The 24,278-nt window shown below is 61.1% G+C and carries 23 protein-coding genes; 11 read left to right on the plus strand and 12 right to left on the minus strand.

The genetic code is table 11. The annotated features are described in order from the left end of the window. Positions 1-30: 30 nt before the first annotated feature. The 4 genes from dapB to FLP30_RS02455 all read right to left on the minus strand — a co-directional run bounded on the left by dapB (position 31) and on the right by FLP30_RS02455 (position 4,791). Positions 31-810: a 4-hydroxy-tetrahydrodipicolinate reductase gene (gene dapB, locus FLP30_RS02440; RefSeq protein WP_149278263.1), complete on the minus strand. Its 780-nt coding sequence runs from the start codon at positions 808-810 to the stop codon at positions 31-33. 5 nt (positions 811-815) lie between these two features. Next, a complete protein-coding gene (dnaJ, locus tag FLP30_RS02445; protein ID WP_149278270.1) occupies positions 816-1,958 on the minus strand; it encodes a molecular chaperone DnaJ in 1,143 nt (380 codons plus the stop codon). Positions 1,959-2,106: 148 nt separating this feature from the next. Next, entirely contained in the window at positions 2,107-4,011 is a 1,905-nt protein-coding gene (gene dnaK / locus FLP30_RS02450) for a molecular chaperone DnaK (RefSeq protein ID WP_149278279.1), read from the minus strand. A gap of 201 nt (positions 4,012-4,212) precedes the next feature. Further along, positions 4,213-4,791 (minus strand): nucleotide exchange factor GrpE, encoded by a 579-nt coding sequence (locus tag FLP30_RS02455; protein ID WP_149278287.1) that lies wholly within the window; start codon positions 4,789-4,791, stop codon positions 4,213-4,215. 197 nt (positions 4,792-4,988) lie between these two features. Between FLP30_RS02455 and FLP30_RS02460 the strand changes: the two genes are divergently transcribed. Together FLP30_RS02460 and FLP30_RS02465 are read left to right on the plus strand one after the other, a co-directional pair. Then, entirely contained in the window at positions 4,989-5,702 is a 714-nt protein-coding gene (locus FLP30_RS02460) for a response regulator transcription factor (RefSeq protein WP_149280168.1), read from the plus strand. A gap of 10 nt (positions 5,703-5,712) precedes the next feature. Next, positions 5,713-7,518, plus strand: coding sequence for an ATP-binding protein (locus FLP30_RS02465; RefSeq protein ID WP_149278296.1), 1,806 nt, complete (start codon positions 5,713-5,715; stop codon positions 7,516-7,518). 17 nt (positions 7,519-7,535) lie between these two features. Here FLP30_RS02465 and FLP30_RS02470 read toward each other — a convergent pair whose 3' ends face one another. Then, entirely contained in the window at positions 7,536-7,934 is a 399-nt protein-coding gene (locus tag FLP30_RS02470; protein ID WP_149278304.1) for a RidA family protein, read from the minus strand. A gap of 246 nt (positions 7,935-8,180) precedes the next feature. Here FLP30_RS02470 and rapZ point away from each other — a divergent pair, with 246 nt between their 5' ends. After that, the gene (gene rapZ / locus FLP30_RS02475) at positions 8,181-9,191 is read left to right on the plus strand and encodes an RNase adapter RapZ (protein ID WP_149278310.1); all 1,011 of its coding nucleotides are present in this window, start codon (positions 8,181-8,183) and stop codon (positions 9,189-9,191) included. Positions 9,192-9,213: 22 nt separating this feature from the next. On the opposite strand, the gene FLP30_RS02480 is transcribed toward rapZ, so the two are convergent. Further along, entirely contained in the window at positions 9,214-9,822 is a 609-nt protein-coding gene (locus FLP30_RS02480) for a YqgE/AlgH family protein (RefSeq protein WP_149278318.1), read from the minus strand. Positions 9,823-9,931: 109 nt separating this feature from the next. Here FLP30_RS02480 and FLP30_RS02485 point away from each other — a divergent pair, with 109 nt between their 5' ends. Together FLP30_RS02485 and FLP30_RS02490 are read left to right on the plus strand one after the other, a co-directional pair. Beyond that, positions 9,932-10,825, plus strand: coding sequence for a polyphosphate kinase 2 family protein (locus tag FLP30_RS02485; RefSeq protein WP_149278326.1), 894 nt, complete (start codon positions 9,932-9,934; stop codon positions 10,823-10,825). Positions 10,826-10,948: 123 nt separating this feature from the next. Continuing rightward, positions 10,949-11,452, plus strand: coding sequence for a DUF3465 domain-containing protein (locus FLP30_RS02490; protein ID WP_149278335.1), 504 nt, complete (start codon positions 10,949-10,951; stop codon positions 11,450-11,452). An 86-nt stretch (positions 11,453-11,538) separates the two neighbouring features. Here FLP30_RS02490 and clpA read toward each other — a convergent pair whose 3' ends face one another. Both clpA and clpS read right to left on the minus strand, forming a co-directional pair. Beyond that, positions 11,539-13,884, minus strand: coding sequence for an ATP-dependent Clp protease ATP-binding subunit ClpA (gene clpA / locus FLP30_RS02495; RefSeq protein ID WP_149278342.1), 2,346 nt, complete (start codon positions 13,882-13,884; stop codon positions 11,539-11,541). A gap of 161 nt (positions 13,885-14,045) precedes the next feature. Beyond that, a complete protein-coding gene (clpS, locus tag FLP30_RS02500) occupies positions 14,046-14,426 on the minus strand; it encodes an ATP-dependent Clp protease adapter ClpS (protein ID WP_149278356.1) in 381 nt (126 codons plus the stop codon). Between the two features lie 313 nt (positions 14,427-14,739). Here clpS and FLP30_RS02505 point away from each other — a divergent pair, with 313 nt between their 5' ends. The 3 genes from FLP30_RS02505 to ggt all read left to right on the plus strand — a co-directional run bounded on the left by FLP30_RS02505 (position 14,740) and on the right by ggt (position 18,614). Beyond that, a complete protein-coding gene (locus tag FLP30_RS02505) occupies positions 14,740-15,882 on the plus strand; it encodes a D-alanyl-D-alanine carboxypeptidase family protein (RefSeq protein ID WP_149278363.1) in 1,143 nt (380 codons plus the stop codon). Between the two features lie 138 nt (positions 15,883-16,020). Beyond that, the gene (gene map, locus FLP30_RS02510) at positions 16,021-16,821 is read left to right on the plus strand and encodes a type I methionyl aminopeptidase (protein ID WP_149278372.1); all 801 of its coding nucleotides are present in this window, start codon (positions 16,021-16,023) and stop codon (positions 16,819-16,821) included. 5 nt (positions 16,822-16,826) lie between these two features. Beyond that, positions 16,827-18,614 (plus strand): gamma-glutamyltransferase, encoded by a 1,788-nt coding sequence (ggt, locus tag FLP30_RS02515; protein ID WP_149278378.1) that lies wholly within the window; start codon positions 16,827-16,829, stop codon positions 18,612-18,614. A gap of 205 nt (positions 18,615-18,819) precedes the next feature. On the opposite strand, the gene FLP30_RS02520 is transcribed toward ggt, so the two are convergent. Continuing rightward, complete coding sequence (locus FLP30_RS02520; protein WP_149278386.1) at positions 18,820-19,869, minus strand: lysine-2,3-aminomutase-like protein; 1,050 nt, start codon at positions 19,867-19,869, stop codon at positions 18,820-18,822. 20 nt (positions 19,870-19,889) lie between these two features. On the opposite strand from FLP30_RS02520, the gene epmA reads away from it, so the two are divergent. The 3 genes from epmA to FLP30_RS02535 are packed head-to-tail and all read left to right on the plus strand — an operon-like array spanning position 19,890 to position 22,172. Beyond that, positions 19,890-20,933, plus strand: a complete 1,044-nt coding sequence (epmA, locus tag FLP30_RS02525; RefSeq protein WP_149278393.1) for an EF-P lysine aminoacylase EpmA — start codon at positions 19,890-19,892, stop codon at positions 20,931-20,933. Between the two features lie 48 nt (positions 20,934-20,981). Then, positions 20,982-21,392: a hypothetical protein gene (locus FLP30_RS02530; RefSeq protein ID WP_149278401.1), complete on the plus strand. Its 411-nt coding sequence runs from the start codon at positions 20,982-20,984 to the stop codon at positions 21,390-21,392. A gap of 33 nt (positions 21,393-21,425) precedes the next feature. Next, the gene (locus FLP30_RS02535; protein WP_149278410.1) at positions 21,426-22,172 is read left to right on the plus strand and encodes a fasciclin domain-containing protein; all 747 of its coding nucleotides are present in this window, start codon (positions 21,426-21,428) and stop codon (positions 22,170-22,172) included. Between the two features lie 29 nt (positions 22,173-22,201). Here the strand turns inward: FLP30_RS02535 and FLP30_RS02540 are convergent, their stop codons facing one another. From FLP30_RS02540 to FLP30_RS02550, 3 genes are all read right to left on the minus strand, one after another. Next, entirely contained in the window at positions 22,202-22,786 is a 585-nt protein-coding gene (locus tag FLP30_RS02540) for a thiamine phosphate synthase (protein WP_149278417.1), read from the minus strand. Between the two features lie 38 nt (positions 22,787-22,824). Further along, entirely contained in the window at positions 22,825-23,739 is a 915-nt protein-coding gene (locus FLP30_RS02545) for a class I fructose-bisphosphate aldolase (protein WP_149278424.1), read from the minus strand. Positions 23,740-23,856: 117 nt separating this feature from the next. Next, positions 23,857-24,273, minus strand: a complete 417-nt coding sequence (locus FLP30_RS02550) for a hypothetical protein (RefSeq protein ID WP_149278432.1) — start codon at positions 24,271-24,273, stop codon at positions 23,857-23,859. Positions 24,274-24,278 lie beyond the last annotated feature (5 nt).

Below are 24,278 nucleotides of genomic sequence, written 5' to 3' on the forward strand. Positions count from 1 at the left end.
CATAACGTAACAATTCCGCCACCAAAACCTTTACAGGGGGGGCAGACCCAGCACGTCTTCCATGCCGTACAGACCAGCCGGACGCCCCGCAACCCAACGGGCTGCCCGGACAGCACCGGTGGCGAAAATGCGCCGGTCAAAGGCCCGATGTGTCAGGGTGATCTGCTCATCCGCAGAGGTGAAAAGCACTTCGTGCTCTCCCACAATCTGGCCACCACGCAGGGCTGCAAAGCCAATGGCACCGGGGCTGCGGGCACCGCAATGACCATCACGCCCGCTCTCGCGCACATCCGCCAGTACCACGCCACGCCCCTGCGCCACGGATTCCCCAATCGCCAGAGCTGTGCCAGACGGGGCATCCACCTTCTGACGATGGTGCATTTCCACAATCTCGGCGTCGTAGGACTCGGCAGGCAGGGCCTGGCCCATCATCAACGCCAGACGACGCACCAGAGTAACGCCGGGTGAAAAATTGGCAGCATGGACCACAGCAATCAGACCAGCCGCGTCCTGCACGGCAGCCTGTTGGGCATCGGATAGGCCGGTTGTACCCAGCACCCAGGCCACGCCTGCGGCCGACAGGTCACGCGCATGGGCCACAACTGTGTCCGCATGAGTGAAGTCAATCACAGCGTCGCTGACCGTTGCCAGTTCCGCCATGGTGGCAAACAGCTTGAGCCCTGCGGGCAGGCCTGACGCCTGCTCCAGCTGGCGAGTGGTCCCACCGGCAACTTCAAGCCCCGCAGCCTGTACTTCCTCGACCAGCAGACGGCCGACACGGCCGGTAATTCCGGCAATACCAATACGCATCGGGCTTATTCCGTCCCTTCAAAGAAATCACGCACGCGGCGGAAAAAACCGGTGTGTTCGGGGCTGTGTTTGACATCCTCCCCGGCTTCTTTCTCAAACTCTTCCAGCAGTTCACGCTGGCGTTTGGTCAGGTGCTGGGGCGTTTCCACCGAGACCTGAATATACATGTCGCCCCGCGCGCTGGAGCGCAGGACCGAGAATCCCTTGCCGCGCAAACGGAAATGCGACCCCGTCTGTGTTCCTGCTGGGATTTTTACCTGAGTGCGGCTGCCATCCACGACGGGCACTTCAATTTCCGTGCCCAGGGCTGCCTGCGCCATCCGCAGCGGCACGCGGCAATACACATTGGCCCCGTCGCGCTGGAAGATGCTGTGCTCGGCCACCGCAACATGCACATACAGGTCACCCGGCGGCACACCATTGCTGCCTGCCTCGCCCTCACCCGACAGGCGGATACGGGTGCCGTCCTCAACCCCGGCGGGGATCTGGACAGGAACCATGCGTTCCTTTTCCACCGTCCCTTCGCCTCGGCAGGCCTTGCAGGGGTCTTTAACGGTACGGCCAGCACCATGGCAGGTCGGACAGGGCCGTTCGACAATAAAGAAGCCCTGCTGGGCCCGCACCTTGCCCGCACCATGGCAGCTTGGGCAGGTCTGCACACCAGCAGCACCATCACTGGAGCCGGAACCCCCGCAGCTTTCGCAGGCGACACGGGTTATGACCCGCACATCCTTCTGCACCCCTGCAAAGGCTTCTTCCAACGTGATTTCAACATGGGCCTGAATGTCGTTGCCACTCCGGGCCTGACCGCCACGGCGGCCACCCATCATGTCACCGAACATCTGCTCAAAAATATCGCCCAGACCGCCGCCACCAAAGCCGCTGAAATCAAATCCGCCTGGCCCTGCACCGCCGCCGCCTTCAAAGGCCGCATGGCCAAACCGGTCGTAGGCTGCACGCTTCTGCTCATCCTTGAGGATGTCGTACGCCTGATTGATTTCCTTGAACTTGGCCTCGGCTGTGTCGTCACCCTGATTGCGGTCTGGGTGATATTTCATGGCCAGCTTGCGATAGGATTTCTTGATTTCTTCTGACGATGCCGTTCGGGAAATCTCAAGAATTTCGTAATAGTCAAGCTGCGTGGCCATTGGTGTCCTCTCGAAGCTGCCCCCGCGCGAGCACAGCATCTGTCCTGAATGTAAAAAGGCGTCCGCCTTCTGGGAAGCACGGACGCCAGAAAATCAAGGCGGGGTGGCCACTCCCGCTGTCATGGCCACCCCGGTTGCGTGCGCCCGATCAGGACTTTTTGCTATCGTTCACGTCTTCAAAGTCTGCGTCAACGATGTCCTTTTCGTCAGCCTTGGCCGCACCGGCTGGCTGGCCTTCACCGGCTGCCTGCTCGGCCTTGTAAGCGGCTTCACCCACTTTCATGGCGGCCTGGGTCAGACGTTCGGTAGCGCTCTTCAGGGCTTCCGCATCGCTGCCTTCCAGAGCTGCCTTGACGGCAGCAATAGCGCCCTCGGCTTCGCTCTTGTCGGCGGCAGGCACCTTGTCGCCCGCATCCGTCAGAGACTTTTCAGTCTGGTGGACAAGAGCTTCGGCACTGTTACGGGCTTCCACCAGTTCGCGCTTGGCCTTGTCGGCTGCTGCGTTGGCTTCGGCGTCCTTCACCATCTTTTCGATGTCGGTGTCGGACAGACCGCCAGAGGCCTGGATCTTGATCTGCTGTTCCTTGCCTGTGGCCTTGTCCTTGGCGGACACGGACACAATGCCGTTGGCGTCGATATCGAAGGTAACTTCGATCTGCGGCACGCCACGCGGTGCGGCAGGAATACCGGTGAGGTCGAAATTGCCCAGCAGCTTGTTGTCTGCCGCCATTTCGCGCTCGCCCTGATAGACCTTGATGGTCACAGCGCCCTGATTGTCTTCCGCCGTGGAGAACACCTGGCTCTTCTTGGTCGGAATGGTGGTGTTACGGTCGATCAGGCGGGTGAACACGCCACCCAGCGTTTCAATCCCGAGGGAAAGCGGGGTCACGTCCAGCAGCAGGACGTCCTTGACATCACCCTTGAGCACAGCGCCCTGAATGGCTGCACCAATGGCCACCACTTCATCAGGGTTGACGTTGCGGGCCGGGTCTTTGCCAAAGAATTCCTTAACGATCTCAATGACCTTGGGCATGCGGGTCATACCGCCGACCAGGATGACTTCGTCAATCTGGGATGCGGACAGGGCGGCATCCTTCAGCGCGGCGCGGCAGGGTTCCAGCGTGCGCTGGATCAGGTCGTCCACCAGGCTTTCCAGCTTGGCGCGGGTCAGCTTGAGCACAAGGTGCTTGGGGCCAGACGCGTCAGCCGTGATGAACGGCAGGTTGATTTCGGTTTCCTTGGAGGAGGAAAGCTCGATCTTTGCCTTTTCAGCGGCTTCCTTCAGACGCTGCAGAGCCAGCTTGTCGGAGCGCAGGTCAATGCCCTGCTCACGCTTGAACTCGTCAGCCAGGAACGCGATGATGCGGTTGTCGAAGTCTTCACCACCCAGGAAGGTGTCACCGTTGGTGGACTTCACTTCGATCACGCCGTCGGAAATTTCCAGCACGGAAACGTCGAAGGTGCCGCCGCCAAGGTCATAAACCGCAACCGTGCCGCCGCTCTTCTTTTCCAGACCATAGGCCAGAGCTGCTGCTGTCGGCTCGTTGATGATACGCAGGACTTCCAGACCGGCAATCTTGCCCGCATCCTTGGTCGCCTGACGCTGTGCGTCATTGAAGTATGCCGGAACGGTAATGACGGCCTGCGTCACTTTCTCGCCCAGGTAAGCCTCGGCGGTTTCCTTCATCTTGCCCAGGACAAAAGCGGAAATCTGCGAGGGGGCGTATTTCGTGCCGCGTGCCTCAACCCATGCGTCGCCGTTGTCGCCGTTGACAATGGCGTAGGGCACCATGTCCTTGTCTTTCTGGACGGTTGCGTCCCCAAAGCGGCGACCGATCAGGCGCTTGACGGCATACAGGGTGTTGGCCGGGTTAGTCACAGCCTGGCGCTTGGCAGCCTGCCCGACGAGCATTTCACCACCTTCGGTGAAAGCGACCATGGACGGCGTTGTGCGTGCGCCTTCGCTGTTTTCAATAACTTTTGTTTCGTTGCCTTCGCGCACGGCCACGCAGGAGTTGGTGGTGCCGAGGTCAATACCAATAACTTTGCTCAATTTAAGCTCCCTTCAGCGACCCTGTCCGGCCCGAAGCACCAGACAGGCCCCTTACTCTATTGTTATTCATGCAGGTTCTGCCCCATGAACCATCAGGGCAACCCCGTAATGACAAATCAGATGTATGGTGGCGTCTGTTCTTTTTCAAGACAATGCAGGCGCCACCGTGGCAGGATTTTTATTCTCCTGCCACACTGCGGTTCAGGCGCCCTCGGACGCCTTGGCCACAACAACCATAGCGGGCTTGAGCAACCGGCCATGGAGGGTCCATGTCGGTGTCCATGCCTGCATGACGGTGCCCGGCGTATGCTCGGTGCTGGGCTGTTCTGCCATGGCCTGGTGCAGGTTGGCGTCAAACGCCTTGCCTGCGGGGTCATCACACTGGATGCCGTGCCGCTCCAGAATGGAGATGAAAGAACGCTCCGTGCTTTCAATGCCTTCGCGCATTTTGGTCAGGACATTGTCCTCACCTTCCTGCGCGGGGGGCAGGCTGGCCAGCGCACGGCGGAGGTTTTCCGCCGCCTCGACCACATCACGTGCGAACTTCTGCACGGCGTACTGGCGGGCGTCCTCCACGTCGCGCTTGGCGCGGGCGAGGAGATTCTGGTTCTCCGCCTCGGCACGCATCCATTTTTCCCTGAACTCCTCAACAGAACGTTCAAGGTCCTGGATATGGGACTGCTGCCCCCCGGCCGTATCTTCCGGGTGAGAGGCGTGCTGCTCGGCCTGGCCCGGCTCCGCCGGGGTCTCGACCTGGGTGGATTCTGTGTCGTTGCTCATACCTTACCAAGTAGGCAACACCACCGCGCGGGGCAAGACCTCTGGCCATTCCGCCACGCAGGATTTTACATCACGCGCTCCACGTGCTGAAAAAAGCGTGCGATACGGGGTCGCAGCTCTTGGCATGCCTGCGTGGCACAGCCTATTTTAGCAAGTTCGCGCCGATGGCAGGGGCAGATTAAAGGAACATATGGATGATGACTGAGCGCACCAAGCAGACAATAGCGCTGGTCGATGATGATCGTAACATCCTGACTTCGGTCCAGATGACGCTGGAAGCCGAAGGCTTCACTGTGCGCACCTACACGGATGGGGAGGCTGCCCTGCAAGGACTGACGGCCTACCCGGTCGATCTGGCCGTGCTGGATATCAAGATGCCCCGTATGGACGGGATGGAACTGCTCCAGCGGCTGCGTACACGTACCAACCTGCCGGTTATTTTCCTGTCATCCAAAAGCGAGGAAGTCGATCAGCTCATGGGCCTGCGCCTTGGAGCGGACGATTATATTACAAAACCGTTTTCGCAGCGGCTGCTGCTGGAACGCATCCGCGCCCTGCTGCGCCGCAATGATGCCAGCCGGGCCGAGGCCTCGGGCACACCCGCTGGTGGCACGCTGGTGCGGGGCGACCTGTCGCTGGATGAAATGCGCCACAAATGCACCTGGAAAGGGCAGGATGTACCGCTGACTGTCACCGAGTTCCTGCTTGTCAAAACCCTGGCCCACAGGCCGGGGCTGGTAAAGTCCCGCGACCAGTTGATAGACGCTGCCTATGGCGACACCGTCTATGTTGATGACAGAACCATCGACAGCCACATCAAGCGCGTGCGCAAAAAGTTCCGCCAGGTTGATGACGACTTCAACCAGATAGAAACCCTGTACGGTATCGGCTACCGCTACCGCGAGGACTGACCCGCAGCCTATGTCCGGCCGCCCCCGCATTCCCTTCCTCGCCCCCCTGTCACGGCAGGCGCTGGCCCTGCGCAACCTGCGTATTCCGGGGCAGCGCCCGCAGCGGAGCGTGGAGGCCACGGCTGCCTACCGGGCATCTCGCACACGGCTGATCTCCCCACTGATGCGCAGGGTGCTGCTGGTCAACATCCTGCCTCTGGCCCTGCTGGGGGTCACGCTGCTGTTCCTCAACCAGTTCCGGAACAGCCTGCTGACAACGGAAGTCACAGCCCTGCGGGAACAGGCCCGTATTTATGCCGGTGCTCTGGGCCAGAGTGCCGTGCGTGTCACCGGCCATACCCGCGGGCTGGACGGGCAGGACAAGACCTACGCGCTGGAAAGTGCGCTGGCACGCCCCCTGCTGCAACGCCTGACCGAGCCCAGCCCCAACGCCCACGCCCGCCTGTTTGGGCCTGATGGTGCATTGGTGGCCGACAACCTGTCGGACCTGTCCGACATTATGGATGCACCGCCCGAGCCACGCCCCCACCCAGCGGTACGCACCATCCCCTTCCCCCCCACCACGCAGCCAGGTCCTTACGAGCGTTTTCTGACCTGGCTCTGGGCCAGCCATAATCCGCGCATTGTCACCCTCGACAGTGATGAGGAGGATATTCCCGACCACCCGCCCGGCCCCCTGCACCAAGGTAATCCGGAAGAGCATGGTGGCCCCCGTCCGCCGCCAGAAACACCCCCCTACATCCGCCGCACAGCGCGCGGTCGGCTGCTGATTACGGTGGCAGAACCGGTCATTCACAACGGGCGGACGGTCGGGATCATCCAGCTCACACGCGTGGCCTCGCAGGTGGACCGCTCGCTCTTTGCCATTCGCTCGACCATTCTTTCGCTGTTCTTCATGGCGCTGGTGCTGACCGTGCTGCTGTCGTGGTACCTGTCGCTGACAATCGCCCGCCCCCTGCTGCGGCTTGCCGCGTCGGCCCAGGTCATGCGTGACAGTTCCGGCCGTACGGGCACCGTGCCTGCGCGCCTGCTGGCCCGACGGGATGAAATAGGGGAAGTGGCCCGCGCCCTACAGGTCAGCGCCCAGGCATTGTGGAAACGCATGGACGCCATTGAACGCTTTGCCGCCGATGTCAGCCACGAGATCAAGAACCCGCTGTCCTCAATCCGCTCCGCCATTGAAACACTGCTAAGGATTGAAGACCTGAACCAGCAGCGCAGGCTGCTGACCATCATCAACGATGATGTCCGGCGGCTGGACCGCCTGATTACGGATATTTCGGACGCCAGCCGCCTGGACGCTGAACTATCCCGCGCCAAAGCAAAACCTGTGGAAATTGCCCCGCTCCTGTCGGTTCTGGCAGAAATCCATCAGGCGACCCGGCAGGAAGGGCAGCCTGTTGTGCTGACCGATATCCGCCAGGACACAGCAGGCACCCCGCTACGGGTACTGGCGGTAGAGGACAGGCTGGTGCAGGTGCTGCGCAACCTGATTGGCAACGCCATTTCTTTTTCCCCGCCCGACGGTCGGATTATTCTCTACGCTGCCCCCAACGGCAAAACCGTGACTATTTCTGTCATGGATGAGGGACCGGGTATTCCCGAAGCCAAGCTGGATTCCATTTTTGACCGTTTCTATTCAGAACGGCCCAAAAGTGAGAATTTTGGCCAGCATTCAGGCCTTGGCCTGTCCATCAGCCGCCAGATTGTCGAGGCGCTGCATGGGGCCATCCGTGTGGAAAACCTGCATGACGAACACGGCCGGGTCACCGGCGCATGCTTTACCATCCAACTTCCCCGCGCCCAGCCACGCTGAGGTTACGGGGCAGTTGCTCAGGCAGCCAGTTCTGCGTCGCCCATGTCTTCATCATAATGGGTGACCAGCAGGTCAAACGTCACACCTGGGGCTGAACGGGGGGTATTTTTAAGCCAGATCAGCCGCATGGCGGGTGAGGCCTCGCCAAAATACTGGCGAAAAACCGGAAAACAGGCGGGAAAATTGTCAGCATCCGCAATCAGGCAGACAAGCTGCGTCACATCGCGCAGGGTAAAGCCGTACTCCTTCAACAGGGCTTCCCCCTGTTCGAACGCAGCCCGGCACTGGTCCGCCACATCCACACCCTTGAATTCGGCGGCATGCAGGTTTTTCAGCAACAGCCCGTCCACAGTCTGGCACACGCGCGGAGCGGTGGAAGCCTGACGGCTGTTACGTTCGTTTTTTCGGTTTTTCATCACAGGCGCCGTGTGTATGGCAAGCAGACCTCAACCGCAAATGGTTTCTGCCCCCCGCTGTAGCAGACCAAGCCGCGCCCTGACGTGCCAAGCCGGAATGTCAGCCCTGATGATAACGGCTTCTCAGAAGCACCGGAACTGCTCTAGACTGCGCTACCACGTTCTGAAGACACACCACCCCGCCACACCACAGGGCTACACGGCAACGCTGCCAGCCACTGAAGGGGGAATAGAGGAAGCTGCTCAATGCTCACGGCGGATGGTACGGCCGCACCGCGTCGCATTCTGCTGGTCACCGGGCTGTCTGGAGCAGGCAAATCATCCATCCTGCGGATTCTGGAAGACCTTGACCACGAGGTCATCGACAATCCGCCCCTAGGCATGCTCGATGATATTGTCGCGCGGGCCGAGCGGCCGGTGGCCATTGGCGTCGATTCCCGCACCCGTGGCTTTGACGCCTCCAGCGTGCTGGACGCAGTCGCCCGGCTACGGGTCAACCCGCACCTGCGGGTGGAACTGATTTACGCCACTGCCGATGAAAACGTGCTGCTGCGCCGCTATACCGCAACCCGGCGGCGGCACCCGCTGGCCCTGCATGGTAGCATCAAGGAAGGGATAGAGGCCGAAACCGCCCTGACAGCCCCCCTGCGGGCTGCGGCCGACCTTGTTATCGACACCACCGACATGCCGCCCCCAGAACTGCGCCAGTTTGTGGAAAGCCGCTTTAGCCCCTGGGAAGGCCATGGCAGCGAAGGGCTGACCGTGGCCCTGATGTCCTTTGCCTACCCGCAAGGGCTGCCGCGGGAGGCAGATATCGTGCTGGATGCGCGCTTTCTGCGAAACCCGCATTACGACCCCGCCCTGGCCCCACGCACCGGGCTGGAGCAGGACGTGGCCGACTATGTGGCGGCGGACCCAGACTACCTGCCGTTTCTGGAGCAGATCCACGGTATCCTGCGGCTGGTGCTGCCCCGCTTTGTGCAGGAAGGCAAAAAATACGCCACCATCGCCATTGGGTGTTCCGGCGGACGGCACCGTTCTGTCACACTGATCGAGGCTCTGGCGCGGCTTTTATGCACACCCGGCGGTATGGGCACACATGACGGAGCAAGCCAGTGGCCGATCATGATTATCCACCGGGAACTGGCCCGACAGGGCATTTACTCCTGGCGCTGGGCCAGACGGCCAGAGGGAAGCAGCCTGCTCTCACCACCTGCTGATGAGGCTGCGGAGCCACCACCCCTCACCTCCCTCTAACCCGTAAACCATCCTCCGCCTGTCAGGCGTGGCCGGTCTGCCCAGTCAGCCGGGCAGGATCAATCCTGATAGACGCCAGCGCCCTGCGCCATTTTGCTGTCTGGTCGGTGCCAAACAGCAGGTCCCGTGTCGCGGGGGCAATCAGCCAGGCATCATGATGCAGGATTTCCTCCTCCACCTGTCCAGCACTCCATCCGGCATGGCCCATGGCCAGCAGTGCATCCTTGGGACCATGACCTGCGGCAATGTCCTTGAGCACATCCGTGCTGGCGGTCAGGGTCACGTTTTCGGTCACGCTCATGCTTTCCTCCCCCTCCCAGTCGGAGGAGTGCAGGACAAGACCGTGGCCCTCGTTCACAGGTCCACCCACGCACAACCCCAAACGCCGCAGGGGTCTTACCGGAGTGATCTGCAACTGCCCCAGCAGTTCTTCCAGGTCCGGGTGGGACAGGCGACGGTTGACCACCAGCCCCATGGCGCCCCCTTCCGCCGTATGCGCACACACGTAAATAACGGCCCGCGCAAAGGGTGTCCCCTCCAGCACAGGCGTTGCAACCAGCAGCATACCCGTCAGGGATACACCGTTTTCCAACATGGCGTTGGCGGAGAAAGCGGAATGCGTGGATGTCATACCTGAAGATATGAGAAATCCTTGTCCCATTGACAAGATTAACGTCATTTTTCGTTCACTGACCGTAAACGTGGTATTTCCGCCCTTTATCCTACGCAGGCCAAAGCTGATGAACACCCTGACCCGATTTTTGAAGATACTCGACGATTACCAGATCACCGATGGCCAGAACTTCAAGCTGGATCAGTATAACCCTGACGAAGACGGGGGTTTCGGGCTGGACAAGCACGACGGCAAACGCCTGCTCAAAAAGGTTAAAACCCTGCTGCAATCCTTGCAGGAGCGCCTTTACGCCAACCAGAACCACTCCTTGCTGATTATTCTGCAAGGCATGGATACGGCGGGCAAGGACAGCACGATCAAGCATGTCATGTCCGGGGTTAACCCGCAGGGTGTGGGTGTAACCTCCTTCAAACAGCCCGGCCCGACAGAACTGCTGCACGGGTTTTTATGGCGTATTCACCTGTCCGCCCCACAGGCCGGACGGATTGTGATTTTCAACCGTAGCCAGTACGAAAACGTCCTGATCTCCCGCGTGCACCCCGATGTGCTGGCCCGCGAACATCTGAGCGGCGACACGCAATCCCCCGAATTCTGGCAGGGGCGATACAGCGACATCCGACATTTTGAGCATTATCTGGCACGGCAGGGCACGATTGTACTCAAATTCTTCCTGCATATCTCGCAGGAGGAGCAGCGCCAGCGCCTTCTGGCCCGCCTGGATACCCCGGAAAAACGCTGGAAATTCTCACCCGACGACCTGCGTGAGCGTGAGTTCTGGGACAATTATACCGAAGCCTATCAGGACGCCATTGCCGAAACTGCCCGCCCTCATGCGCCATGGACCATCGTTCCTGCAAACCATAAATGGTACGCACGGCTTGTAGTCATCGGCACCATTATCCGCGCCCTGCGCCGGTTGCACCAGGTCATGCCCCAGCCGACACCCGAGGTCATGCAGCAGCTTGATGACTACCGCCTGCGCCTGTTGAACGAAAAATAAAACGCACCGCCTGCGCAACAAAAAAGCAGCAAAACAAGGCGCTTCGGCTTTACTATATCGTCACCGCCTGATCACCCCACCAGCACCCATGCTGGTGGCCACCCCGCTATAGGACAACCGCACATGCGCCCCTTTGCATATCGCCTTGCCCTGCCCGGCCTGCTGGCCTGCGCCCTTGTCAGCCTTGCACCATATCAGGCACAGGCCCGCCGGGGCTGGGACTCGCCCCGGCCCGTGCCCGAAACCGTTGCCGCCGACTGCGACAATCAGGGTTTTCTGGCCCAGCAGAAAGACTTTGAAAATGGCGGGCACAAAGCCTCTGTGCCCGTCCATATCTGCGGCACCGTCCTGTCCGTTGCCCATACTACCAAGGAAACCCGCAGTGGCCTGCATGGGTACTTCTACCTTGCTGTCACCTCGTCCATTTCCATCCGCATTGTCACCAATCTGGATGAAATGCACACGCCCGACTGGCCATGGGTGAAAAAAGGCGACCAGGTGGAAGTTGTCGGCCGCTATTACTACGACTCCCCCCGCAAACAGGGGGTGGACTGGACACACCATGGCACAGGCCGGTCATGGCATATTCCGGGTTACGTACGGGTCAACGGCACAAAATACGACTGACCTCACACATAAAAACAAACGGCTGGCCGGAATATTCCGGCCAGCCGCCTGTGTGTGCTGAAAAACCTGAAGAAAAAAGCGCCTGATCAGTCGGCGGCTTCTTCCTCCCGCTCGCTCCCGCGTTCATCCTCGCCCGAAGGTGGCGTTGCAGGGCTGTTGTTTTCGAGAATGTCGAAACTCAGTTCCCCATTCTTCAGACCAATCTTGACGGCACCACCTTTGGCAAGACGGCCAAAGAGGAGTTCCTCCGCCAGCGGCTTCTTGATGGACTCCTGAATAACCCGGCCCAGAGGCCGCGCACCATAGAGCCTGTCGTAGCCACGTTCCGCCAGCCACTCCTTGGCAGCCGAGGACAGTTCGATCGTGACATGCCGGTCTGCCAGCTGGGCTTCGAGCTGGAGGACGAATTTCTCCACCACCTGCCCGACAATTTCCTGGGTCAGATGCACAAAGGGAATAATCGCATCCAGCCTGTTGCGGAATTCAGGCGTGAACAGGCGCTTGATGGCCTCTTCATCCTCACCTTCACGCACCTTGCGGCCAAAGCCCACGGCCTCCTTGCTCATATCCGACGCACCGGCATTGGTGGTCATGATCAGGATGACATTGCGGAAATCGACTGTCTTGCCGTTGTGATCGGTCAGGCGGCCGTTATCCATAACCTGCAACAGCACGTTATAGAGGTCAGGGTGTGCCTTCTCGATTTCATCAAGCAGCAGAACCGCATGGGGGTGCTGGTCGATGGCATCGGTCAGCAGACCACCCTGGTCAAAGCCGACATAACCCGGAGGTGCGCCCAGCAACCGCGAGATTGAGTGCCGCTCCATGTATTCCGACATGTCAAAGCGGATCAGTTCAATCCCAAGGGCTGTGGCAAGCTGGCGGGCCACTTCCGTTTTACCAACCCCGGTGGGGCCGGAGAACAGATAGTTGCCAATCGGCTTTTCCGGGTCACGCAGGCCAGCACGGGCCAGCTTGATGGCGGCGGACAGCGCATCAATCGCCTGATCCTGCCCGAAGACCATGCCCTTGAGGTCACGCTCAAGCGAACGCAGGACTTCCCTGTCATCCGCAGAGATGCTCTTGGGCGGAATGCGGGCAATGCGGGCAATAATGTCTTCCACATCCTTCAGGTTCACCGTCTTGCGGCGGCGGCCTTCGGGTTGCAGCATGCGGGATGCGCCAACCTCATCAATGACATCAATAGCCTTGTCGGGCAGCTTGCGGTCATGGATGTAGCGGGCCGACAGTTCCACCGCCGCACGGATGGCTTCGTCCGTGTAGCGCACCTTGTGGTGCTTTTCGTAACTGCCTTTGAGGCCACGCAGGATTTTAACCGCATCATCAATGGTGGGTTCGGGCACATCAATCTTCTGGAAGCGCCGCACAAGAGCGCGATCCTTCTCGAAGTGCTGGCGGAACTCCTTGTAGGTAGTCGATCCGATGCAGCGCAGTGTGCCAGCCGCCAGCGCGGGCTTGAGCAGGTTGGAGGCATCCATAGCCCCGCCCGACGTTGCCCCCGCACCAATGACGGTGTGGATTTCATCAATAAACAGGATGGCGTGCGGGTCCTGATCCAGCTCCGTCACCACCGCTTTCAGGCGTTCCTCAAAGTCACCCCGGTAGCGGGTGCCAGCCAGCAGCGCGCCCATGTCGAGCGAGTAGATGGTGGATTGCAGCAGCACCTCGGGCACGCTGCCTTCCACAATCCTGCGGGCCAGACCTTCAGCAATGGCGGTCTTGCCCACGCCGGGGTCACCCACATACAGCGGGTTGTTCTTGGTGCGGCGGCACAGAATCTGGATCGTGCGTTCAATTTCGGTATCACGCCCGATCAGCGGGTCCACCTTGCCTGCCAGCGCCTTGTCGTTGAGGTTGACGCAGTAGGTTGACAGGGCGTCCTGGTTTTTCTGCGTCTTGGCTTCCACCCGTTCCGGCTCCTCTCCCTTTTCGGCACCGGGGGCGGCACCTGTGGCGGGGCGGCGCGTGGACCGGTCCGGTGCCTTGGCAATACCGTGCGAGAGAAAATTGACCGCATCCAGCCGGGTCATGTCCTGCAGTTGCAGGAAATACACCGCATGGCTTTCACGCTCGGCAAACAGTGCGACCAGCACATTGGCACCTGTCACCTCGTCCCGCCCGGTGGACTGGACATGGATGGCGGCACGCTGGATCACGCGCTGGAACGCGGCAGTCGGCTTGGGTTCGGTTGGCCGGTCGGATGCCAACCCGGCAAGATCCTTGTCGAGAAACCCCGTCAGGTCTGTCCGCAGGCGTTCGAGATCAACCCCGCACGCCCGGAACACCGTGACGGCGTCGGCATCATCAACCAGAGCGAGGAGCAGATGCTCGAGCGTTGCATATTCATGGTGGCGGTCACCAGCCAGAATAAGCGCCCGATGCAACGTCTGTTCCAGATTGCGAGACAACATGACGAGACGCTCCTTTCCCCGGGCTTTCCAAAGGTGGCAAAGCAAAGCGCCACAGTCGGATGCCCTGTCACCATATTTGGCTGCTTCGGTGGGAAATGCGAGTCATTAAGCGCATAAAAAATGTCACAAACGTTTTTTTATGCAGGACTCGTGGGAAACACTCAGTCTTTTTCGATGGTGCATTGCAGGGGGTGCTGGTTCTGCCGGGCCAGGTCCATCACCTGGGAAACCTTGGTTTCCGCCACTTCGTAGGTAAACACGCCACAGACTCCGACCCCCTTGCGGTGGACGTTGAGCATGATGTCGGTCGCCTCGTCCCGGTTTTTCTGAAAAAAGCGCTCCAGCACATACACGACAAATTCCATAGGCGTGTAATCGTCGTTGAGCATCAGCACTTTGTACATCGCGGGCTTGCGGGTCTTGGGCTTGGCACGCACGACCACGCCAATATCGGCGGTGTCCCCGTCTGAGTCCTGTCCGCCGCCATCATGCCGCGACGGCCCGTTGCCTGTATGCAGTTCAGGATAGTGATGCAAAAGCATGGGGCCGAAACTCCGGGCTACGGGTTGCAGGGAAACAGGCTGTCTGTGGGTGTCATACCGGAAAGCGGCGGACAGACAAAAGGGGATCAGGCAACATACCCGCAGGGTGACGGCCGCAATCCGGCAAAAGCCGCCTTATTTGTGCCACATAGGGCACGAAAATGTCATGAACAAACTGCCATGTCTGAAAACCGGGGACAGATCCGATCTGCCCCAGTGTTTTTAACAGCCGCGGTCTTGCGATTCTGGGCGGCAGGCTGAATAGTGTCCTGCCAGCGAAAAGGCGGGGGTAGCAGTGGCGGAAAGACAGGCGATGCAGCCAAAGGCAGCAGGCGGTAAGGCGGGTTCGGCAAAACGGGTATGGCGGGCGCTGGCCGTCATTGGGGCGACTGTGGGCGGGCTTGCCGCATCTGGCAGCGCCCAGGCCCAGTATGCCGGCCATATCAGCGAAATTGTGATGGACACCAACACGGGTGCCATTCTGTCCCAGAGCGACCCGGACCTGCGCCGCTATCCCGCCAGCCTGACCAAGCTGATGACGCTGTATATGACCTTCAACGCGCTACGGGCGGGGGCCATTACGCTGGATCAGACGGTGCCCGTCTCCATCCACGCGTCCACCATGGAACCGTCCAAGCTGGGCCTTGTGCCCGGCACGCATCTGACCGTTGAGCAGGCGATTCTCGCCCTTGTCACCAAATCCGCCAACGATGCCGCCTGCGCCCTGGGCGAACTGATCGGGGGCGGGAGCGAGCCCCAGTTTGCCTCCATGATGACCCAGCAGGCCCAGTCCCTGGGGATGACCAACACGGTCTTCCGCAATGCCTCTGGCCTGCCCGACCCGGAGCAGATGACAACCGCGCGTGACCTTGCCACCCTGGGCCGCAGGCTTGTTGTCGATTTTCCTGAATACTACCACTACTTCTCCACCCCGGCCTTCCGCTTCCACCGCAGGATGATCCCCAACCATAACCCGATGCTCAAGGCCTATGCCGGAGCCGACGGGATGAAGACGGGCTACACGCAGGAAGCCGGGCGTAACCTTGTTACCTCCGCCATCCGCGACAATGTGCGGCTGGTTGCTGTGGTCATGGGGGCGTCCAGCAATTCCCAGCGCTCGGCACTGATGGCCGACCAGCTTGACCGTGGTTTTGATGCCGAAGGCGTGGCCCCGGTTGCCCGCCCGCTCATTCTCGCCCGTGCAACACCGCAGGACGGTGGCCGTCACAAGCGCCACATGGTGGCTCTGGCTGCGGCCAACCGCCATGCTCCTCTTGAACTTGCAGAAGCCCCTGCCCCCGGCAGCCACCTGCGGCTTGCCCACCACCACGGCCTGACTACCCCTGTGGCGCATGGCCACCATGTGCGCCTGATTGGGGCACGGGTGCACACCATCTCTGCATCCACAGGGCATGTACGCAGCCACAGCACGGGCCACGCCCACAACCGGACCTGAGAACCCGCCTTAATCATGCCCGCACACCGCCGAATGGCAGCCCCTGACATGAATGCGGGTTGCCTTTAGCGTTTGCTGTCTTATCTTTGCCGCTTTGCTGAGCAACAGGCGTCAGTCCAAAAGCACGGAGAAGAGAGAATGGCGGGCAGAGGTGGCATTGTCATCCACACGGAAGAAGACTTCAAAGGTCTGCGGGCAGCAGGCCGTCTGGCGGCACAAACGCTTGACATGATCACCCCCTATGTCCAGCCCGGCGTTACGACTGAAGAGCTTGACCGTATCATCCACGACTACACGCTGGCCCATGGCGCGGTACCCGGCCCGCTGAACTATCGCGGCTATCCCAAGTCGTGCTGTATTTCCATCAACCATGTTGTCTGCCACGGTATTCCGGGCGAGCGCGCGCTGCAGGAAGGCGATATCGTCAACATCGATGTCACCCCGCAGCTTGATGGCTGGTTTGGCGATACCAGCCGCATGTACACAGTTGGCAAGGTTGCCATCAAAGCCGCAAAGCTGGTGACCGTGACTTACGAAAGCCTGATGCGCGGGATTGAAGTCGTGCGCCCCGGCGCCACGCTGGGCGATATTGGCCATGCCATCCAGACCCATGCCCAGAAGCACCGCTACGCGATTGTTGAAGACTTCTGCGGTCATGGTATCGGCCGTACCTTCCATGCCGAACCCAATATCCTGCATTTCGGCCGCCCCGGCGAAGGTATGAAGCTGAAGGCAGGCATGGTGTTTACCATCGAGCCCATGCTCAATATCGGCAAGCCTGAGGTCAAGATCCTTGACGACGGCTGGACAGCCGTGACCCGCGACCGCTCCCTGTCTGCTCAGTTTGAACACATGCTGGCCGTGACGGAAACGGGCTACGAAATCTTCACCCTCTCTCCGGCTGGTTACACCTGCCCCCCCTACGTCACAAAAGGGTAAGTTCCATGACAACCGCGCCCCAGTTCCGCCTTTTCCCTCTCCGCCCTCTGACCTTTGCGCTGGCATTATGCTGCGGGTTGGCGGGCACGGCGGGCGCGGTCCCGACAGACCCCCTGACACTCAACGCCCTACAACCAGACTCGCTGTCCGCCCTGCCCCCGGCGTTTGGGGAGCACGGCATGGCCGTGTCCGCCCAGTCGCTTGCGTCGGAAACGGGGGCGCAGATTCTGGCCAAAGGCGGCAATGCGGCCGATGCCGCTGCCGCCATGGGGTATGCTCTGGCCGTTGTCTATCCTGCGGCGGGCAGTCTGGGCGGGGGTGGCTTTATGCTGCTACGCCCCCCCGGCAAACCGGGTATTTTCCTCGACTTCCGTGAAAAAGCGCCTCTAGCGGCAACAGCCGATATGTATCTGGATGCACAGGGCAATCCGCTGCCCAACCAGTCCACCCTGGGCTGGAAGGCTGTAGCAGTACCGGGCACCGTCGCCGGGCTGGAGGAAATGCACCGCCGCTGGGGCCACCTGACCCGGCAGACTGTCATGGAACCCGCAATCAAACTGGCTCGCGACGGTTTTATCCTGCGTCAGGGTGATGTGGACCTGCTGGCAACATCAACCGAGGCCTTCCGCAAAGACCCCTATGCCCGTGCGGTTTTCCTGCGGCCCGATGGCTCCCCCCTGCGTGTGGGGGACAGGCTGATCCAGAAAGACCTGGCCAACTCGCTTGATCTTATTTCCCGCGATGGGGCAATCGCCTTCTACAAGGGGCCGATTGCGCGGACCCTTGTCAAACTCTCCCACCATAATGGTGGCATCCTCCAGATGGCGGATTTTGAACATTACAAACCACGCGAACTACCGCCACTCAGCTGTGGCTACAGGGGCTTTACGGTAGAAACCGCGCCCCCACCCAGTGCTGGTGGTGTCGCCCTGTGCGAAATTCTGGGCATTCTGTCAGGCTATGACATGCACGCGCTGGGCCTGCACACGGCCCCGGCCCTGCAACGCGAAATTGAAGCCATGCGCCATGCCTATTCCGACAGGCGCAACCTTGGCGACCCGGCCTTTGTGCAAAACCCTGTCACCCATCTGCTTGACCCTGCGTATCTTGACGCCGTGCGGGCCAGTATTCCCACAGACAGGGCTGTCCCTTCCACCAGCCTGAACGCTGGAGAGGTCTCGCCCGAAAAGCCGCAGACCACCCAGTTTTCCGTCATTGACCGCGACGGTTTTGCCATTTCCACCACCTACACACTCAATGGCTGGTTCGGGGCCAAGGTCATGGGCGGCAGGACAGGCATTATCCTGAATGACGAGATGGATGACTTCTCGATCAAACCGGGTGCCCCCAACATGTTTGGCATCCCCGGCAGTCTGGCCAATGCCATTGCACCGGGCAAAACCCCGCTGTCCTCCATGACCCCCACCATCCTGTCCCGCGACGGCAAGCCGGTGCTGGTTATTGGCAGCCCAGGTGGCTCGCGGATTCCCACTATTGTGTTGTCGGTTGTGCTGGGTGTGGTTGATTACGGGCTGGATATCCAACAGGCCATCGACCTGCCACGTGTGCATGAGCAATGGATGCCCGACACGGTGGAAGTGGAGTCGGGGGCAATCAGCCCCGAAGTGCAGCGCACGCTGGAGCACGAGGGCTATCACTTCCGCCCGCACGCCCCATGGGGCATGCCGGAAGGTATTCTGGTGGGTGGTCCCAAGTTGGGCCTACAGGGGGCTGTGCCGTATTACGGGGGCTATGACCGCCGCCATACAGGGGGAGCAGCCGTTGGCCAGTAATACTGGCCACCTACCAACTACTCGCCTCAAACCGAGGTGAACCGCAAAGCTCCAGAAAAAGCCGGTTAAAAGCGGAGAGTTAATCCCCGCTCTCTGAACCAGGCTTTTACAGCGGGGTGAAGACCCCCTGCCCCTCCGGCTATGCAGGCTGCCTTATGTGTGGTGGCCTGCCTTTTTGCCCGGCAAGGTCACCACCCCCTGTCAGCTATAGCCGCGCCAGATCATGCGGGTTGCCTGCGGGGTCACGCACACGCAATGGCCCTTCCACATACTCCGGCCCCAGCGGCACTTTGCCGTGCCCTCCGGGTATGTCCAGCACATACAGGGGCCAGGCCAGACCAGTCACACGCCCACGCAACCCGGCCAGAAGGCGCTGCCCCTCCTGCACAGGCACATGAAAGCGCGCGGTGCCGGGGGCCGGGTCTAGCTGGTGCAGGTAATAGGGCCGCATGCGGCTTTCCACCATGGCGCGGAACAGGTCTTCCAGCGCCTGTTCGCTATCATTCACGCCACGCAGCAGTACCGACTGCCCGAGCAGGGGAATACCACGGCGCATAATACGCCCAAGGCTCTGCCGTGCGGCAGGTGACAGTTCCCGCGCGTGGTTGATATGTACCGCCATCCAGACCGCCTTGTTGCTCTCCAGCGCATCCAGCACGGCATCCGTCACCCGCTCCGGCGCAGCTACAGGCACACGGGTGTGCAGGCGGATGGTGGTCACATGCGCCATGCTCTCCAGCGCCTGCATGATGCTGGCCAGCCTGCGGGCCGACAGCATCAGCGGGTCACCCCCTGTCAGAATCACTTCGCGAATCTGGGTGTGTGTGCGCAACCAGTCCAGCGCCGTGTTTAATGCGACGTCATCCAGCACGCCACCATCCGGCCCCACATGTTCCCGCCGGAAACAGAAGCGGCAGTATAGCGGACAGACAAGCAGGGGCTTAAGCAAGGCGCGGTCGGCATAACGGTGCACAATGCCTGGCACGGGGGACAGGGCGTCGTCCCCGATCGGGTCAGAGCGTTCTGCCTGAGTGACCTCCAATTCCAGCCCCGATGGCACAACCTGCACACCAATGGGATCATCAGGCTGCTCGATCAGGTCCAGAAAGGCTGGCGGGATCGCCGTTGCATACTGCTGGGCAACGGCCTCCAGCATTCTGTGCTGGTCGGCAGGCACCAGCCCTGCCGCCACCAGGTCCTCTGGGGTGCGGAGCGTTCTGCCGGGGGATAATGGGGGCTTGACCGGTAAAGACATATACCGGCTCTACTCTCCCCATGTCGGTATCTGCAACACCCCTTGTCCCCTCCGTCGGGCCAGACCCGCTCCGTATTCGTGACCGTATGCCCCATCTGATACGGCGGGGACTGGTCATGCGCGCCTGCCGCGCCTTTTTGGAAAGCCGTGGCTGCATGGAGGTGGAAACACCCTATGCCGTGCCCACACCGGGGGAGGAGGTCCACCTTCTGCCCTTTGGCACCGAGTATGAAACGCCCGAGGGCACACAGCACCGGCTCTTCCTGCACACCAGCCCGGAATTTGCGATGAAGCGGATTGTCGCCGCAACGGGCCTGCCTGTTTTCCAGTTCGCCCGTGTCTGGCGCAATGCGGAGGGCAGCCGCCTGCATGCCCCGGAATTTACCATGCTGGAATGGTACCGCCCCCACCTAGGACTGGATGGGCTGATGGATGAGACTGAAGCCCTGCTCCGGGCTGTTCTCCCCCCCACCGTGCATTATGGCACCACCACACTGGACCTGACCCAACCCTTTGAGCGGTTAAGCATGGCCGATGCTTTTCAGCGCCACGCCGGGTGTGACCTGCTGGCCACCCAGGGTGATGCCCATAAGCTGGCTCTTGCCGCCCACTGCCCCCTGCGTGAAGGAGAAAGCTGGGAGGACCTGTTTTTCCGCCTGCTGCTGGAACGGATAGAGCCTGCCATAGGCCGCACACGCCCGACATTTCTGACCCACTGGCCTGCAAGCCAGGCAGCTCTGGCCTGCAAAGCCCCCCACGACCCACGCGTGGCCCTGCGGTTTGAACTCTACGCCGCAGGCATGGAACTGGCCAACGCGTTTGAGGAACTGACAGACCCCACCGAACAGCGCACCCGGTTTGAGGCCGACCGTGCTCTACGCCAGCAGCTTTACCCCCAGCGCACCGACTGGCCGATGGACGATGCCCTGCTGGACGCCCTGCCCCATATGCCCCCATGCTCGGGCATTGCTCTGGGGTTTGACCGTCTGGTCATGCTGGCCTGCGCAACCCCACGCATACAGGATGTCTTGTGGATGGGCGGCCACTCTGCAACACTCCTGTAAGATGCCTCATGGCCCTATGCGTCTTTTTCCATCAGGAACCGGTCTGCCATGAAACCAGCCAAGATACTGCCCATTGTCAGCTTTCTCGCCCTTGCCGCCTGTCAGGTGCCATCCCCGCAGGAGCGCAAGCTGCTCGACTCCATGGTCGGTAAGCAGGCCACTGACGTTGTGCGGGCCTTTGGTGTTCCCAACCGTGAATTTGTCACCGGGGACCACACCTTCCTCGCCTATATCCATCAGGAGACAGACTACACCATGCCCATGGGTGGCTGGGGCTGGGGTGGTCCGGGCTGGGGTTGGGGTGGTGGCTGGGGTGGACCCGGTTGGGGTTGGGGCGGCGGCTGGGGTGGACCAGGCTGGGGCGGTGGCGGCATGGCCTATACCTATAGCTGCCAGACAACCTTTGAACTTGTGAACGGCATTGTCAGTGCCTGGACCATGAAGGGTGATGGCTGCTAGCCGCCCCTGACGGCCCCCTGCCGGAGAGACCGCATGCCCCGCTCTATGCCCCCGCTGACCCGCCACAACACCCGCCTTGCTACGGGCCTGTTGCTGGTTCTGTCAGGCATGGCTGCGGGCTGCACACATCAGCCTGACGCCCGGCAGGATATTTACACCACACCCACAGCATCCTGCGCGCGCATGCTGCCAACCGTTACGGGCACCCGCACCTATACCCCGGCCAACCACACCGGGGCGGACGACCTGCGGGCCAGCCCCGACAGTGCCGTGGCCTACCCCAACCCGCAAACACCCGCCTTTTGCGACCGTCCCCTGTCGGAAACCCTGCGTGCCTCCATAGAAATGGCCAACTATAGCCGCGTGCTGGAAAAAGCAGGGCTTTTATCCCTGCTCCAGCAGAATGGGCCGTTTACCGTCTTTGGCATTCCCAACAGCGCGCTGGAAAGCTACGCCGCACCGCAGACCTCGGGCATACCGGACACACTGGTGGCACAGGCCCGCGCCATAGGGGCCTATTCCATTGTGCCGGGCCGGTGGACACAGGCGCGTATTCGGGCCGCAGTGCTGGCAAGCCCCAGCCATCAGGCTCATTTACCTACGCTCGATGGCGCAGGCATTCTGGCAAGGCTGGATGCCACAACCGGGCAGATCATACTGGAAAATGGGCATGGTGTGTCGACACGGCTCTGGGTCGTGGACGTGCCGCAGTCAAACGGCATTCTGTACTTTACGCAGGGGCTTCTGCCGCCCCCCAGCGCCCGCGCAGACCATAGCTGACGACAGGCTGGCGTTTAGCGGTTACGCCGTCAGCCCGGCAGGCTGACAGGGTTATCCCACCACTGGGTATCGGGCATGACAAAATCTGCCCCGCTGCCGACAAGGGCGGCAATCTGTTCCGGGTCGTGGGCACAGGCCACAACCGGCAGTTCCATCATCATCACCCACCACTGGGCCAGAGCGACAACCTGACCCAACCCATCCGCCCCGGCGTCCGCCTCGGGGGCGAAGCAGATATAGTCTGCTCCGTCCTCTCCCGCACGCATGGCGCTGTCGCGGCTTGCACCCACGCCAACGCCCAGTTGCAGGGTATCCCCCAACAGGCGGCGAACCTCGGCCACTGAATGGGCGCGATAGTCGGGGCTCAGATGTACCCCATCGCACCCGGCCTGCCGTGCCAGTTCCGGCCTGTCTTCTAGCATCAGGGCAATGCCCCGGTCCTGAATGATCGGCTGGATCAGGCTGAGCTGGGCCTCGGCCTGGATGTCAGGCATCGGGGCCAGCCGCAGCAGCAGGGCCGCAGGCTGGCAGCACGCCAGAGCGCGCTCCAGCACAGGTATGAAACCCGCTGTATCCTCAAGGAGAGGTGTTGCGGGATAAAGTTCACATACCATACCTGCTCTGTCCCCTGCGCTGCAGCCTGCCCTGTTGCTTAGTTCTTGAAGATGGAAATGATCTGGTCCAGCAGGGCCAGAGCTTCCGGCTTGGAACGCTGAAACACGTTACGGCCAATGATGGAACCAAAGCCGCCACCGTCGTTGATGCCCTTGATGGTGGTCAGCAGGTTATCGGTCCCGGTGTGTTCACCACCCGAGAAAATGACAATCCGGCGGCCAGCAAAGCTGGACTGCACAACATGACGGATCCGGGCCGGCAGGGTGGAAATGTCAATGTCGTTCTTTTCATAGGACGGACGGTTGGCGTCCAGAGCGACAACATCGGTCGGCGGCTTGACCTTGATGATGTGCGCGCCGCACAGCGCCGCCATGTGGGCCGCATAAGCGCACACGTCAACCGCGGTTTCGGCCTTCTTGTCCAGACCGGGGCCACGCGGATAGCTCCACAGGATCACGGCAAGGCCAGCGGCCTTGGCTTCGGACGCCAGTTCGCGCAGTTCTTCCATCTGGTCGAAGCAGTATTCAGACCCCGGATAGATGGTAAACCCAATGCCCGAGCAACCCAGACGCAGCGCATCGGCCACGGTGCCGGTCACGGCCTGGTCTTTCTCGGTCGCAAGGCTGTTGGAGCTGTTGCACTTGAGAATAAGCGGGATTTCCCCAGCGTGGGATGCCGCAGCACATTCGAGCATGCCCAGCGGTGCGGCATAACCGCTCAGCCCGGCTTCGACAGCCAGTTCAATGTGGTAGTGCGGGTCGTATGCAGCGGGGTTCGGCGCGAAGGAGCGGGCCGGGCCATGCTCAAACCCCTGATCGACCGGCAGGATCACGAGCTTGCCGGTGCCACCCAGACGGCCTGCGTTGAGCAGCCGGGCCAGGTTCATTTTGGTGCCGGGGTTATCGCTCTCGTAGTTGTTGAGAATGGCCTTGACCTGAGGGGTAAGTGTCATGCTGAAACTGTCCTTCCTTTGCCCTTGTGTCCGGCATGTTATTTCCCGGACGCTGTCACATGGCAATAAACGTGTGGCAAATGCGCGGCAAGAGAGGGCATGAGCCCAAAATGCGCCTTACAGCCCGATCGTGGGCGGCCTGCAGGCCAGAAGGAGCCCTCCTTCCTGCCTGTATAACGCCCTTACGGCGTCATGCTGCCGCCCCGCCCCTGCCAACACCGCCATACGCTGGCCCTGCGCCAGTGCCATGGCGGCGTGGGGTGCGCTGGCCCCACAATCAAGCACATGCACAAGCGGCTGCCCAGCAGCCTGCTCCAACTCCCGCACAAGAGCCTGCCACCAGGGCACGCCCATAAAACGCCCGGCCCCAACGGCAGACAGCAGGCCGGGTGGTGCAAGACCTGTGGCCGATTCTCCGCCCAGCAGGCCCATAGCGCGCGCCACTTCAAGCCCCCGCAGCCCACCCGCCATATCCGGCACAAGGACAAAGTGCCTAGGTATGCCGGGGAGTGGTAAAAAAGGACGCTTTTCCATGAGCA

It is taken from the genome of Acetobacter vaccinii (assembly GCF_008365315.1).
In the GTDB taxonomy this organism is placed as follows: Bacteria; Pseudomonadota; Alphaproteobacteria; order Acetobacterales; family Acetobacteraceae; genus Acetobacter; species Acetobacter vaccinii.